This is a genomic window from Oryzomicrobium terrae, assembly GCF_008274805.1.
Taxonomy (GTDB): Bacteria; Pseudomonadota; Gammaproteobacteria; order Burkholderiales; family Rhodocyclaceae; genus Oryzomicrobium; species Oryzomicrobium terrae.
In genome coordinates, this window is sequence record NZ_CP022579.1 from 3,018,589 (window position 1) to 3,030,818 (window position 12,230).

General features: G+C 67.5%; 12 protein-coding genes. 10 read left to right on the forward strand and 2 right to left on the reverse strand.

The genetic code is table 11. The features are described from left to right. Nucleotides 1–101 precede the first annotated feature (101 nt). The 6 genes from OTERR_RS13670 (at nucleotide 102) to ybaK (ending at nucleotide 7,154) form a co-directional block, all read left to right on the forward strand. Nucleotides 102–2,231 (forward strand): TRAP transporter permease, encoded by a 2,130-nt coding sequence (locus OTERR_RS13670; RefSeq protein WP_149426114.1) that lies wholly within the window; start codon nucleotides 102–104, stop codon nucleotides 2,229–2,231. 9 nt (nucleotides 2,232–2,240) lie between these two features. Then, a complete protein-coding gene (locus tag OTERR_RS13675) occupies nucleotides 2,241–2,723 on the forward strand; it encodes a DUF1850 domain-containing protein (protein WP_054620201.1) in 483 nt (160 codons plus the stop codon). Beyond that, complete coding sequence (locus OTERR_RS13680) at nucleotides 2,720–3,238, forward strand: methylated-DNA--[protein]-cysteine S-methyltransferase (protein WP_149426115.1); 519 nt, start codon at nucleotides 2,720–2,722, stop codon at nucleotides 3,236–3,238. The genes OTERR_RS13675 and OTERR_RS13680 overlap by 4 nt, the downstream gene beginning before the upstream one ends. Then, complete coding sequence (xerD, locus tag OTERR_RS13685) at nucleotides 3,235–4,227, forward strand: site-specific tyrosine recombinase XerD (protein WP_054620199.1); 993 nt, start codon at nucleotides 3,235–3,237, stop codon at nucleotides 4,225–4,227. The genes OTERR_RS13680 and xerD overlap by 4 nt, the downstream gene beginning before the upstream one ends. Before the next feature lie 215 nt (nucleotides 4,228–4,442). Beyond that, nucleotides 4,443–6,632: a sensor histidine kinase gene (locus OTERR_RS13690; RefSeq protein ID WP_149426116.1), complete on the forward strand. Its 2,190-nt coding sequence runs from the start codon at nucleotides 4,443–4,445 to the stop codon at nucleotides 6,630–6,632. Nucleotides 6,633–6,644: 12 nt separating this feature from the next. Continuing rightward, nucleotides 6,645–7,154: a Cys-tRNA(Pro) deacylase gene (ybaK, locus tag OTERR_RS13695; protein WP_054620197.1), complete on the forward strand. Its 510-nt coding sequence runs from the start codon at nucleotides 6,645–6,647 to the stop codon at nucleotides 7,152–7,154. 15 nt (nucleotides 7,155–7,169) lie between these two features. Here the strand turns inward: ybaK and OTERR_RS13700 are convergent, their stop codons facing one another. Next, entirely contained in the window at nucleotides 7,170–7,520 is a 351-nt protein-coding gene (locus OTERR_RS13700) for a dihydroneopterin aldolase (protein ID WP_149426117.1), read from the reverse strand. Nucleotides 7,521–7,654: 134 nt separating this feature from the next. Here OTERR_RS13700 and plsY point away from each other — a divergent pair, with 134 nt between their 5' ends. After that, the gene (gene plsY / locus OTERR_RS13705; RefSeq protein WP_187775248.1) at nucleotides 7,655–8,287 is read left to right on the forward strand and encodes a glycerol-3-phosphate 1-O-acyltransferase PlsY; all 633 of its coding nucleotides are present in this window, start codon (nucleotides 7,655–7,657) and stop codon (nucleotides 8,285–8,287) included. A 51-nt stretch (nucleotides 8,288–8,338) separates the two neighbouring features. Here plsY and tsaD read toward each other — a convergent pair whose 3' ends face one another. Further along, nucleotides 8,339–9,409, reverse strand: a complete 1,071-nt coding sequence (gene tsaD / locus OTERR_RS13710) for a tRNA (adenosine(37)-N6)-threonylcarbamoyltransferase complex transferase subunit TsaD (RefSeq protein WP_149426118.1) — start codon at nucleotides 9,407–9,409, stop codon at nucleotides 8,339–8,341. Nucleotides 9,410–9,552: 143 nt separating this feature from the next. Between tsaD and rpsU the strand changes: the two genes are divergently transcribed. The 3 genes from rpsU (at nucleotide 9,553) to dnaG (ending at nucleotide 12,224) form a co-directional block, all read left to right on the forward strand. After that, a complete protein-coding gene (rpsU, locus tag OTERR_RS13715; protein WP_054620193.1) occupies nucleotides 9,553–9,765 on the forward strand; it encodes a 30S ribosomal protein S21 in 213 nt (70 codons plus the stop codon). 178 nt (nucleotides 9,766–9,943) lie between these two features. Continuing rightward, the gene (locus OTERR_RS13720) at nucleotides 9,944–10,390 is read left to right on the forward strand and encodes a GatB/YqeY domain-containing protein (protein ID WP_149426119.1); all 447 of its coding nucleotides are present in this window, start codon (nucleotides 9,944–9,946) and stop codon (nucleotides 10,388–10,390) included. 40 nt (nucleotides 10,391–10,430) lie between these two features. Further along, nucleotides 10,431–12,224 carry a DNA primase gene (gene dnaG / locus OTERR_RS13725; protein WP_149426120.1) on the forward strand — a complete coding sequence of 598 codons (1,794 nt, stop codon included), beginning with the start codon at nucleotides 10,431–10,433 and terminating at the stop codon, nucleotides 12,222–12,224. Nucleotides 12,225–12,230 lie beyond the last annotated feature (6 nt).

Genomic DNA, 12,230 nt, shown 5'->3' on the forward strand with positions numbered 1-12,230 from the left:
AATTGGCGCGGCTCTCAGGCCACCCACCTCCGAACACCGCGCCCCGCCTGGTTTTCCGCCATGCCAGTTTCGCGGCAACAAACCCCCGCAGAGGTTTGACCATGACATCCCCCCACGCCCTGCCCGGCCTGGCGCCGGAATCTTCCGATCGTGCCGGCCGCGCCGATCACGCCGACGGCGCCGCCGAGGAATTCAACGAGCACGGCACCCAGCGCAAGCTGGGCGGCTGGGCGCTGAAGACCTTCACCGCCATCTGCCTGGCCTTTTCCACTTACCAGCTGGTGGTGGCCGCCTTTCATCCCCTGTCCAGCCTGGCCACCCGCTCGCTGCACGTGGGCTTTCTGCTCGCCCTGACCTTTCTCCTCTACCCCTGGAGCAAGCACGGCAAGCTGAACCGCATCGCGCCCCTGGACGCCGTGCTGGCCCTGGTCTCCTTCACCCTCGGGACCTACCACTGGGTGTTCGAGGCCGACCTGATCCAGCGCTCCGGCGACCCCTCCACCACCGACCTGGTGGTGGGCGCCGCCCTGGTGGTACTGCTCTTCGAAGCGGCCCGACGCATCCTCGGTCTGGCCCTGCCCCTGGTCTGCGCCAGCTTTCTCGCCTACGGCTTCTTCGGCCAGTACCTGCCTGAGGTGGTGGCTCACCGGGGCTACGGCTTCGACCAGATCGTGAACCAGCTGGCCCTGGGCACCGAAGGCATCTTCGGCATCCCCACCCTGGTGTCGGCCACCTACATCTTCCTGTTCATCCTGTTCGGCGCCTTCCTCGAACACGCCGGCATGATCCACCTGTTCAATTCCCTGGCCCTGGGCCTGGTCGGCCACGCCAAGGGCGGCCCGGCCAAGGTGGCGGTGATCTCGTCCGGCTTCATGGGCACCATCTCCGGCTCCGGGGTGGCCAACGTGCTCACCGTGGGCCAGTTCACCATTCCGCTGATGAAGCGCTTCGGCTACTCGTCGGTGTTCGCCGGGGCGGTGGAGGCCACGTCCTCCATGGGCGGCCAGATCATGCCGCCGGTGATGGGGGCGGTGGCCTTCATCATGGCCGAGACCCTCAACGTGCCCTACGCCGAGATCGTCAAGGCGGCAGTGATCCCGGCCCTGCTCTACTACTTCACCGCCTTCTGGATGGTGCACCTGGAAGCCGGGCGCAAGGGCCTGTTCGGCCTGCCCAAGGACCAGTGCCCCAATCCCTGGCGCGCCCTCAAGGAAAACTGGTACCTGGTACTGCCCCTGGCGGTGCTGGTGTACATGCTCTTCCACGGTTTCACCCCGATGTTCTCGGGCATGATGGGGCTGGCCCTGACCGCCATCCTGATCCTGGGGGCCGCCGTGGCCGCGCGCATCAGCCACCAGGCCTTCCGCTACGTGTTCTGGCTGGCCTGCGGCCTGGGCGCCGCCACGTTCATCGAGTGGGGCATCGTCCCGGTACTGGGGACCATCGCCCTGCTGGTGGCGGTGGTGATCGGCCTCAAGGGCGGGGGCAAGACCCTGCACACCCTCAAGCTGTCCCTGGCCGACGGGGCCCGCCAGGCCCTGCCGGTGGGGGTGGCCTGCGCCATCGTCGGCGTCATCATCGGCGTGCTGACCCTGACCGGCGCCGCCTCCAGCTTCGCCGGCTTCATCCTGCACGTGGGCGAGCAGAGCCTGTTCCTCTCCCTGGTGCTGACCATGATCGTCTGTCTGATCCTGGGCATGGGCATTCCCACCATTCCCAACTACATCATCACCAGCTCGATCGCCGCCCCGGCCCTGCTCAAGCTGGGCGTGCCCCTGATCGTCAGCCACATGTTCGTTTTCTACTTCGGCATCATGGCCGACCTGACACCGCCGGTGGCCCTGGCCGCCTTCGCCGCGGCGTCGATCGCCAAGGATTCGCCGATGAAGATCGGCTTCAAGGCCACCCAGATCGCCATCGCCGGCTTCGTCGTGCCCTACATGGCGGTCTACGACCCGCTGCTGATGCTGCAAGGCGACTGGACCGTGCTCGGGGTGGCCTACATCGTCGCCAAGGCCCTGCTCGCCATCGGCCTGTGGGGCGCCGCGGCGGTGGGCTACCTGTGGCAGCCCCTGTCCTGGCCGGCCCGGCTGCCGGCCGCCCTGGGGGCCGGCTTTCTGGTGGCCGCCGCGCCGATCACCGACGACATCGGCTTCGTCCTGGCCGCCGCCTTCCTCGCCTGGCAGGCCCTGCGCCGGCGCGGCCAGTCGGCACCGGCCGCCGCCGGCTGACCGGCGGCCATGGCCGCGGCGCTGGCCCTGTGCCTGGCCCTGGCGGGGGACCTCGCCGGGGCCGCCCCCGCCCGGGCGACGGTCCTGCCCGCCGCCACCGCCACCCTGGCCTGGACCCACTCCATCGAAAAAATCCGCTGGGAAGAGGACTGGGCGGTCGCGGCTTCGGCCCCTTCCGCAGCCCTTCCCCCGGTCACCGCCTCGACCCCGCCCATGGCCGGGCCCGGGGTGACGATCACCGAGGCCCGCATCCGCGGCAGCGGTGCCGGCATGGAGATTCCCGAAGGCGCCGTGCTACGCGACGGGGTCTGGCACTACCGCCCCGGCCTGCCGCCCCTGCCAGCGGTGCGCCTGACCCATTCCCCTTACGTGGCCCCCTACACCCTGTGCGTGGCCGGCGACTGCCGGCCCCTGCCCGGCTGGCTGGCCGGCGGCGGTGCGATCCCCGATAATGCGGTGATCGAACTGCGCCCCTGCCCGGCTTCGCCATGACCGCCTCTCCCCCGCCCTACCAGGCCATCGTCGCCATGCCCCCCGCCCGCCCGGTGTTCGCCCTGGGCATCCGTTGCGACCGGGACTGCATCACCGAAATCGACTTCCTCCCGCCGGAAGCCGCCGCCGCGGCGCCGCAAATCGCCTCGCCCCTGGCCGCCCTGGCGGCGCGGCAGCTGGAAGCCTACGCCGCCGACCCCAGCGTCCCCTTCACCCTGCCCCTGGCCCCCTGCGGCACCTCGTTTCAGCGCCGGGTGTGGGACGGCATCGCGGCCATCCCGCCGGGGGAGACCGTCACCTACGGCGCCCTGGCCAAGGCCATCCACAGCGCCCCCCGGGCCGTGGGAGGTGCCTGCGGCGCCAACCCCTACCCCCTGGTGGTGCCCTGCCACCGGGTGGTGGCGGCCAACGCCGGCTTCAATGATGGACTGGGCGGCTTCGCCCGGGAACGGGGCGGCTTCCTGCTCGCCATCAAGCGCTGGCTGCTCACCCACGAAGGCATCCTGCCGGCATGACCCCCCGCCGGCACGACGCCCCCCCTCCCGCCACGTCCGCCCCCCTGCCCATCGACGGCGAGGAAGGGGCGGCCGACGACGCCCCGGAGGTACGTGATGCAGATCAGGCCGAGATCGACCTGTTCTGCGACGCCCTGTGGCTGGAGGACGGGCTGGCCAAGGCCACCCTGGCCAGCTACCGGGCCGACTTGACCGGTTTCGCCCGTTGGCTGGCGCAGGGCAAGGCCCCCAACCTGGTCGAGGCCACGGCCACCGATCTGGGCCATTACCTGGGACACCTGGCAAGCGGGCACAAGGCCACCTCCCAGGCCCGCCACCTGTCCACCCTGCGCCGCTATTACCGCTGGTTGCACGCCCGGGGACGCCGCCGCGACGACCCCACCGCTACCCTGGCCATGCCCGGGCGCGCCACCCGGCTACCCAAGGTGCTCTCGGAAGCCAACGTCGAGGCCCTGCTCGCCGCGCCGGACGTAACCACCCCCTTGGGGCTGCGCGACCGGGCCATGCTGGAAACCCTCTACGCCACCGGTTTGCGCGTCTCCGAGCTGGTGAACCTGCGCCTGTTCGAGGTCAGCTTCGACATGGGGGTGGTGCGGGTATTGGGCAAGGGCGCCAAGGAACGGCTGGTGCCCCTGGGTGAAATCGCCCTGGAATGGCTGCAGCGCTACCTGGCCGAGGCCCGCCCCGGCCTGATGGGACAACGCAGCGGCGATGACCTGTTCGTCACCGCCCGGGGCGCGGCCATGACCCGGCAGATGTTCTGGACCCTGATCAAGCGCTACGCCCCCCTGGCCGAGATCGACGCCGCCCGGCTGTCGCCCCACGTGCTGCGCCACGCCTTCGCCACCCACCTGCTCAACCATGGCGCCGACCTGCGGGTGGTACAACTGCTGCTCGGCCACGCCGACATCTCCACCACCCAGATCTACACCCACGTCGCCCGGGAGCGCCTGAAAACCCTGCACGCCCTGCACCACCCGCGCGGTTGAAGGCCCCGCCCGGCCGGTCGGCGACACCGGCTGGTATGCTATCGGGGTCACGCGACCCACTGCGGGTCGCAGCCACTGCCGTCCTCCCCGACATCTTCATCCCGCTCGTCTTGACCGTACCGTCCCCTTCCGCCCCGCTCCTTCCCGAGACGGCCGAGGCGTCCGCCCCAGCGGATGCGCTGCCGCCCGATGGGGGCCATGACGCGCCGCCGGATATGCCGCGCGGCACCACGCCATTCTTCCCGACCCTGAGCGGCTACGCCCGGGGGGACGAACCGGATGCGCGCACCCCCAGCCCGGTGCTGTACGCCTATGGGCTGTTCACCGTGTTCGTGGTGCTGATCGCCTTCGTGGTGGACATCCTGGTGGCCCGCAACCAGGAACTGAAGGCCGGCGAACTGGAGCTCACCCAACACGCCCGGCTGCTCGCCGAGCACGCCGCCCGCTCCTTCGACAGTGTCGAGGTACTGCTCGACGAGCTCAACCGGGACCTGTCCGGCGGGCACCGCTGGTGGGAATGGTCCGACGCCCACGGCCACGAATTCCTGCGCCAGCGCATGACCCGGACCCTGCCCCAGATCCGCCACCTGATCGTTTTCGACGGCCAGGGCACCCAGCGCTTTTCCGGTTCGTTCTACCCGTCCAATCCGATCAACATTTCCGACCGGGTGTATTTTCAGCGCCTCAAGGATGGCGACGCCCGCACCCGCTACGGCCCCTACGTCGGCCGCAACAGCAACCGCCACACCTATGCCGTAGCGCGGCGCCTGGAACGTCCCAACCACGTCTTCGCCGGGGTGCTGATGGCCGCTCTGGAGCCCCAGTACTTCGAGGACTTTTGCTGGAGCACCCGGCCCGACGACTCCTTCCAGGCAGCCCTGGTCAACAACGCCGGCATCCTGGTCGCCCTGTGCCGCCAGGATGCGGACGACCAGGACGAGTTTCTGGGCCGGGACTTCCGCGAGGTAATGGCCGAGCGGGATTTCCGCCACGCCAGCCCCCTGGCCGAATCCCTGCGCAGCGAGCGCCATCTGCTGGCCCAGGTGGAGGTGCCGGGCTATGACGACCTGCGCCTGATCACCGTGCGCACCACCGAAAGCACCCTGCGCCAGTGGCGCACCCGCCAGGTCCAGGTGATAGCCCTGGCCCTGGTTGCAGCGGTCTCCCTGCTGATCGCCGGCCTGCTCATCCGCCGCCAGTTCATCGGCCTGCGCACCCTGACCGTGGAACTGACCGGCCACCGTGACAATCTGGCCCAGCGGGTGCGCCAGGCGACCCGGGAAATCGAAACCCGGCGCCGCGACGCCGAACGGGCCAACCGGGCCAAGACCCGCTTCCTCGCGGCGGCCAGCCACGATCTGCGCCAGCCCCTGCACGCCCTGCACATGTTCCTCTCCGACCTGCGCCAAACCCCCCTGGCGCCGGATCAGCAGTCGGTGCTGAAGCGGATTGAAGTTGCCACCGGGGCCATGGGCGACCAACTGGAAAGCCTGCTGGAAATCTCCCGCCTCGACCTGACGCGCATCGAGCCGGAACGGCAGGCTGTACCGGTGACCGATCTGTTTGCCGGACTGACCGCCACCTATGCCCCCCTGGCCGAGGCCAGCGGGGTTACGCTGCGCTTTCATCCACCGCGGCGTGGTTCCGGCGTACTGGAAACCGACCCCGCCCTGCTGTCGCGCCTGCTCGGCAACCTGATCGACAACGCCATCAAGTTCACTCCCGGGGGCCGGGTACTGGTCTGCGCCCGGCGCCATGGCCCCGACCACCTGCGCATCGAGGTCCGCGACAACGGCATCGGGGTGCCTGCCGAGCACCAGGAAGGCATCTTCGAAGAGTTCTACCAGGTCGGCAATACGGCCCGCCAGGCAGAAAAAGGCCTGGGCCTGGGCCTGGCCATTGTCCGTCGCCTCGCCGACCTGCTCGGCCACCGGGTGCGTTTTGCCTCGCGCCCCGGGGTGGGCACGGTCTTTGGCGTGGTCATCCCCAATCCGCCACGTCCGCGCTTCGGCACCGCGCCCCGGGGGCCCGGGGTCACCGTGCTGTCGGCCTTTCCGCCCAACGAGGACGAGCGTGCCCTGTTGGCAACCTTGAGCGGCTGGGGCTACGCTATCCGCCACGAGGAACTGCCCTTGCCCGCCGGAAGGCTGCTGCCCGGGCGCCACGATCCCTACCGGGTGACCCTATACTGCAAACGACAGCCTGGCCCCTTTGGCGATGAGGAACTCGCCACCCTGCTGCAAGGCACGGTGATCGTCATCGCCCCCGAGAAGGAAACTCACCCGGCCTTGCCCAATGTATTGAACCGCCCCCTGCGCCCGGCCCGGCTGCGCGCCCTGCTGCGCAGTCTCGCCCCCCAGCAGGAGAACGGCCTGGGCCGTCTGGGCGAATTCCCCCATCCTTGACGGAGAAGCACCATGTCCCGCCACGACGCCGACAATCACGGCGGCCACGCCCCGGAAACCCCGGCTACCCGTTTTCTCAAGGGCCAGCACGTCCCCTACTCGACCCACCTGTACGCCTACGAAGAACACGGCGGTACCAAGGTCTCGGCGCGGGAACTGAATGTGGACGAGCACGCGGTGGTGAAAACCCTGGTGTTCGAGGATGAACTGAAGAAGCCCCTGATCGTGCTGATGCACGGCGACCGCAAGGTTTCCGCCAAGGAGTTGGCGCGGCAGATCGGCGCCAAGCATGTCGAACCGTGCAAACCGGAAGTGGCCAACCGCCATACCGGCTACCTGGTAGGCGGCACCAGCCCCTTTGGCACCAAGAAGACAATGCCGATCTACCTGGAGCAGACCATCCTTGACCTGCCCCTGGTGTATATCAACGGCGGGAAACGCGGTTTTCTGGTGGGGGTGCATCCCCACGACCTGCTGCGCGTGCTATCGCCCAAGCCGGTGTCCGCCGCCCTGGAGAAGTAAGCACGCCTAGGGGGCTCAGGACGAGCGCTCGATCACCACGCCGACACGTTTCACCCCGGGCATCATGCCCAGCTTGGCGATGGACACCTGGACCCATTGGGCGCCGAAATCCTCCAGCAGCAAGGTGGCGATGTATTCGGCCAGTTTTTCGATCAGCCCGAACTGGCGTACGCCCAACTCCTGACGCAGACGCCCGACCACTTCGGCATAGTTGATGGTGTCGTGAATGTCGTCGCTGGCCCCGGCCGAGGCCGTGGACAAGCCGATCTTCAACGACACCTCGATGGTCTGGCGCATTTCCCGCTCCCGCGGGTAAATGCCGATCAGGGTGTCGATACGCAGGTCGTCGATGAAGATGATGTCCATGAAGAATCCGGGGCTGGGCAGTGCGCCGCGACACGCTGCAGCGGTGCCCGGACAGGGCTGCCGAAGGAGGTGGCGGTGACGCGGTGTACAATCCGCCGGATTTTACCTGTCGCCCTCCCGGGCCACCTACCTTTATGCCGTCCTCCACTGCTCTCGCTGCCGCCGCTCCCGCCCTGCTGATGTACTTGGCCATCGGTTACCTGCTCGGTTCCCTGCCCTTTGCCGTGCTCGTCTCCCGGGCATTCGGTCTGGCCGACCCGCGCAGCTATGGCTCGGGCAATCCCGGCGCAACCAACGTGCTGCGCTCGGGCAACAAGAAAGCCGCCCTGTTCACCCTCCTCGGCGATGCCCTCAAGGGCGTCGCCGCCGTGGTGCTGGCCCGCTCCCTGCACGCACCGGAAGCGGTGGTGGCCCTGACCGGCCTGGCCGCCTTTGTCGGCCATCTGTTCCCCCTCTTTCTCAAGTTCAAGGGGGGGAAGGGCGTGGCCACCGCTGCCGGGGTGCTGCTCGCCCTCGATCCCCTGGTCGGCCTGGTGACCCTGGCAACCTGGATCGGCGTCGCGGCGATCTCCCGTTATTCGTCCATGGCGGCACTGATCGCCGCGCTGACGGCCCCCCTGGCCGTCGGTTTGAGCGGCGGTGAAGGCAGTCGCTTGCTGGTGGTCGGCCTCATGGCCCTGGGTCTGATCGCCAAGCACTGGGCCAACATCCAGCGCCTGCTGGCCGGCCAGGAGCCCAAGATCGGCGCCAAGAAAAAGGCCGCCTGAGTACGGCGGCCCTGCTCCGGTTCCAACGCCACACAAGCGCCTGAGTTTTGCTCAGGCAGGCGTCATCAATTCGGCCAAGGGCCAGCGCGGACGCACGGCAAAGGTGCCAGGCGCCCGGGCGACCGAAGCATCGGCGACCAACCGCAAGGCTCCGGCCAAGGCGATCATGGCGCCGTTGTCGGTGCAAAACTCCAGTTCCGGATAATGGACACGCAAACGATGACGCCGGGCGGCGGCATCGAGCATTGCCCGCAGATGCCGGTTGGCACCGACCCCACCGGCCACCACCAGCCGCTGCAGACCGCTCTGCTTGAGCGCCTTGAGGGACTTTTTCACCAGGACCTCGACGATGGCGTCCTGGAAGGCCCGGGCGACATCGGCACGCACCGCCTCGTTGAGCGCCTCTCCCGCCGGACAAAGGTCCCGGACCCGGGTCAGCACGGCAGTTTTCAACCCGGCGAAGGAAAAATTGAGATCGTCGGAGTGCAGCATTGGCCGAGGCAGTTTGATGGCATCGGCTCGTCCGCCTTCCGCCAGCTTCGCCAGCGCCGGGCCACCGGGATAGGGCAGACCAAGGAGCTTGGCGGTCTTGTCGAAGGCCTCACCGGCGGCATCGTCCAGCGTCTCGCCGAGCAGGGTATAGCGCCCCACGCCATCGACACGCATCAACTGGGTATGACCGCCGGAAACCAGCAGCGCCACGAAGGGAAAGGTTGGTGGATCCGCGGACAGCAAGGGGGAGAGCAGGTGGCCTTCGAGGTGATGCACCGGCACCACGGGCCGGTCGAGGGCCGTGGCCAATGCCTCGGCAAAAGCACAACCGACCAGCAGAGCACCCGCCAATCCGGGCCCCTGGGTGTACGCGATGGCATCCACGTCCGCCAAGGTCCGCCCGCTACGGCCCAGCGCTTCGCGCAGCAGCGGCACTACTCTACGGATGTGGTCCCGGGACGCCAGCTCCGGCACGACGCCGCCGTAGGCGCGGTGCAGTGCGATCTGGCTATGGAGAGTATGGGCGAGCAGGCGGGGAGAGCCAGGGGCAGAGGGGGCATCGGGCGACGCCACCTCCACCAGGGCTACACCGGTCTCGTCGCAGGAAGATTCGAATCCGAGCACAAGCATAGGGCCGATTTTACCGCAGCACCCCATGCCGCCGCGCCTTGGCGAAGCCCACCCCGGCTAAGACGTTGACCCGCTTGAAATTTATTGACTTTTCTGTTTATAATCGCCGCCTTTCTGTCGAAACCAATCGGGGACTGATTTCAATGCCTGCTATCCGCGTCAAGGAAAACGAGCCGTTTGAAGTGGCCATTCGCCGCTTCAAGCGCACTGTCGAAAAAACCGGCCTGCTGACCGAACTGCGCGCCCGCGAGTTCTACGAGAAGCCCACCGCCGAGCGCAAGCGCAAGGCCGCTGCCGCCGTGAAGCGCCACCACAAGCGCATCCGCAGCCAGCAACTGCCGCCGAAGATGTATTAATCGACGCTCGGTCCTGACATCCCAGCGGTTTCGGCAAGTCAAATAGCTTGTCCGCACCGCCCAACGTCAGACGCATTACCTGCAGCACTGCAGTATCCGCAGCAAAGCCGCCGATCCCCGATCGGCGGCTTTCGGCGTTTTTGGGCTCCCACTGCCCGCGTCCCCTGGAACTTTCGCCATGAGCCTCAAGACCCGCATCAGCGATGACATGAAATCGGCCATGAAGGCCAAGGAAGCCGCCCGCCTCGGCGCCCTGCGCCTGCTGCTTGCCGCGATCAAGCAAAAAGAGGTGGACGAGCGCATCGAACTGGACGACACCGCCGTCGCCGGCGTGGTCGAAAAGTTGCTCAAGCAACGCCGCGACAGCATCACCCAGTACGAGGCGGCAGGACGGGATGACCTGGCCGGCGCCGAGCGTTTCGAAGCCGAAGTTTTGACTGCTTACCTCCCGGCCCAGTTGTCGGTGACCGAGATCCAGGCTGCTGTTGCCGCTGCTGTTGCCGCCAGTGGTGCAGCGGGACCGGCCGACATGGGCAAGGTAATGGCGATCCTCAAGCCCCAACTGGCCGGCAAGGCCGACATGGGCGAAGTCTCCAAGCAGGTCAAGGCCGCCCTGGCCGGTTGAGCGCAACGCCCTTGGCTCACCTCCCCGCACCGCGCCTGCCTTGATCCCCGAGTCGTTCATCCAGGATCTGCTGCACCGGGTCGACATCGTCGACGTGATCGACCCGCTCGTACCGCTGAAGAAGGCGGGGGCCAACTACGCCGCGCGCTGCCCGTTCCACAACGAGAAGTCGCCCTCGTTTACCGTCAGTCCGTCAAAGCAGTTCTACCACTGCTTCGGTTGCGGCGCCCACGGCAGCGCCATCGGCTTTCTCATGGAGTACCAGGGCCTTTCCTTCGTCGATGCGATCAAGGCCCTGGCCGATCGGGTCGGCCTCCAGGTTCCCCAGGAACCGCGCCGTGGTGGAAGCTCCGGTTCTCATGGCGACTTCGAATCCGCACCGCGTCCGGCTGCCCAGACCCGCGCCCTGACCGACCTGCTGTCCGCGGCAGCCCGCTACTACTACGAGCAGCTCAAGCGCTCGGACAAGGCCATCGCCTACCTTAAGCAACGCGGCCTGTCCGGCGAGATCGCCGCCAAGTTCGGCATCGGCTACGCCCCGGACGGCTGGCAGAATCTGGAGAGCATCTTCCCCAACTACCAGGACCCGCAACTGCTGGCCGCCGGCCTGGTGATCAGGAACGATCAGGGACGCCTCTACGACCGTTTCCGCGACCGGATCATGATCCCGATCGTGAATCAAAAGAATGAGGTGATCGGCTTTGGCGGCAGGGTGCTGGGTAGTGGCGAACCGAAATACCTGAACTCGCCGGAAACCCCGGTATTCGAGAAGGGGCGCGAGCTGTTCGGCCTGCCCCAGGCGCGAGTCGGCCTGCGGGAAACCGATACGGCGATCGTGGTCGAAGGCTACATGGATGTAATCGCCCTGGCCCAGCACGGCGTCGGCAACGCTGTAGCGACACTGGGCACTGCCACGACTGCCACCCATATCCAGAAGCTGTTCCGCCAAGTGGATCGGGTCGCTTTCTGCTTCGACGGCGATGCTGCCGGTCGCAAAGCAGCATGGCGGGCATTGGAAAATGCGCTGGACTCCTTGTCGGACCAGAAGACGGTCGCCTTTGTCTTTCTTCCCCAGGAACACGACCCGGACAGCTTCGTGCGCGAACGGGGCAAGCCCGCCTTCGAAGCGGCGGTCGCCCAAGCCACCCCGTTGTCGGACTTCCTTATTCAGCACTTGGCCGCTGAAGCCGACCCCCATACCGCCGAGGGCCGGGCCAAGTTGCTAGCGGACGCCAAGCCGTTGCTGCTCAAGCTCTCCGCACCGCTGCTGCGGCTGCAACTGGTCAAGCGACTGGCCGAGGTCACCGGGTTCTCCCAGCGCGAAGTGGAACGCCTCTGCGAACTCCGCCCCATCGCGCCACCGGCACCGGCTCGCGCTCCGCGCCAAGCCCCCTCCCTAATGCGGGGATTGATCGAGGTCCTGCTGCAGAAACCGGAGCTGGCCCACGATCTGCCCTTGACGCTGCTGCCCGGCAACGACCCGGAGGCACGGGTCGTGACACGCCTTGCACAGCTGATCCTGGCCTCGGACGCGCCCCTGCCCTACGCTACCTTGATCGAGCGGCTACGTGACAGCAGTGAAGAGGGACTGATCCGGGAAGTGGCGGGACGCCTATTGCAGAACCCGGTTGGCGAAGACGGCGACAACGGCACCGTGCTTGACGAGGTTTGGCGTGGCTACCTCGATCAGCTGACGCGGGATCAGCTCGACCAGGAATTTCAACGTCTCACCAAGAAGGCCCAGGAAGCGGGCCTGGATGCAGACGAAAAGCAGGAATACGCCCGGCTGGTGGTGGAAATGAACCGCCTTGGGCGCGTGAGCCGCCGCCGCTAAGCCCCA

What these genes read in the sequence shown, in the direction of transcription:
- OTERR_RS13670 (WP_149426114.1), top strand. Translation starts at nt 102, where the DNA reads ATGACATCCCCCCACGCCCTGCCCGGCCTGGCGCCGGAATCTTCCGAT.
- OTERR_RS13675 (WP_054620201.1), top strand. Translation starts at nt 2,241, where the DNA reads ATGGCCGCGGCGCTGGCCCTGTGCCTGGCCCTGGCGGGGGACCTCGCC.
- OTERR_RS13680 (WP_149426115.1), top strand. Translation starts at nt 2,720, where the DNA reads ATGACCGCCTCTCCCCCGCCCTACCAGGCCATCGTCGCCATGCCCCCC.
- xerD (WP_054620199.1), top strand. Translation starts at nt 3,235, where the DNA reads ATGACCCCCCGCCGGCACGACGCCCCCCCTCCCGCCACGTCCGCCCCC.
- OTERR_RS13690 (WP_149426116.1), top strand. Translation starts at nt 4,443, where the DNA reads ATGCCGCGCGGCACCACGCCATTCTTCCCGACCCTGAGCGGCTACGCC.
- ybaK (WP_054620197.1), top strand. Translation starts at nt 6,645, where the DNA reads ATGTCCCGCCACGACGCCGACAATCACGGCGGCCACGCCCCGGAAACC.
- OTERR_RS13700 (WP_149426117.1), bottom strand. Translation starts at nt 7,520, where the DNA reads ATGGACATCATCTTCATCGACGACCTGCGTATCGACACCCTGATCGGC.
- plsY (WP_187775248.1), top strand. Translation starts at nt 7,655, where the DNA reads ATGCCGTCCTCCACTGCTCTCGCTGCCGCCGCTCCCGCCCTGCTGATG.
- tsaD (WP_149426118.1), bottom strand. Translation starts at nt 9,409, where the DNA reads ATGCTTGTGCTCGGATTCGAATCTTCCTGCGACGAGACCGGTGTAGCC.
- rpsU (WP_054620193.1), top strand. Translation starts at nt 9,553, where the DNA reads ATGCCTGCTATCCGCGTCAAGGAAAACGAGCCGTTTGAAGTGGCCATT.
- OTERR_RS13720 (WP_149426119.1), top strand. Translation starts at nt 9,944, where the DNA reads ATGAGCCTCAAGACCCGCATCAGCGATGACATGAAATCGGCCATGAAG.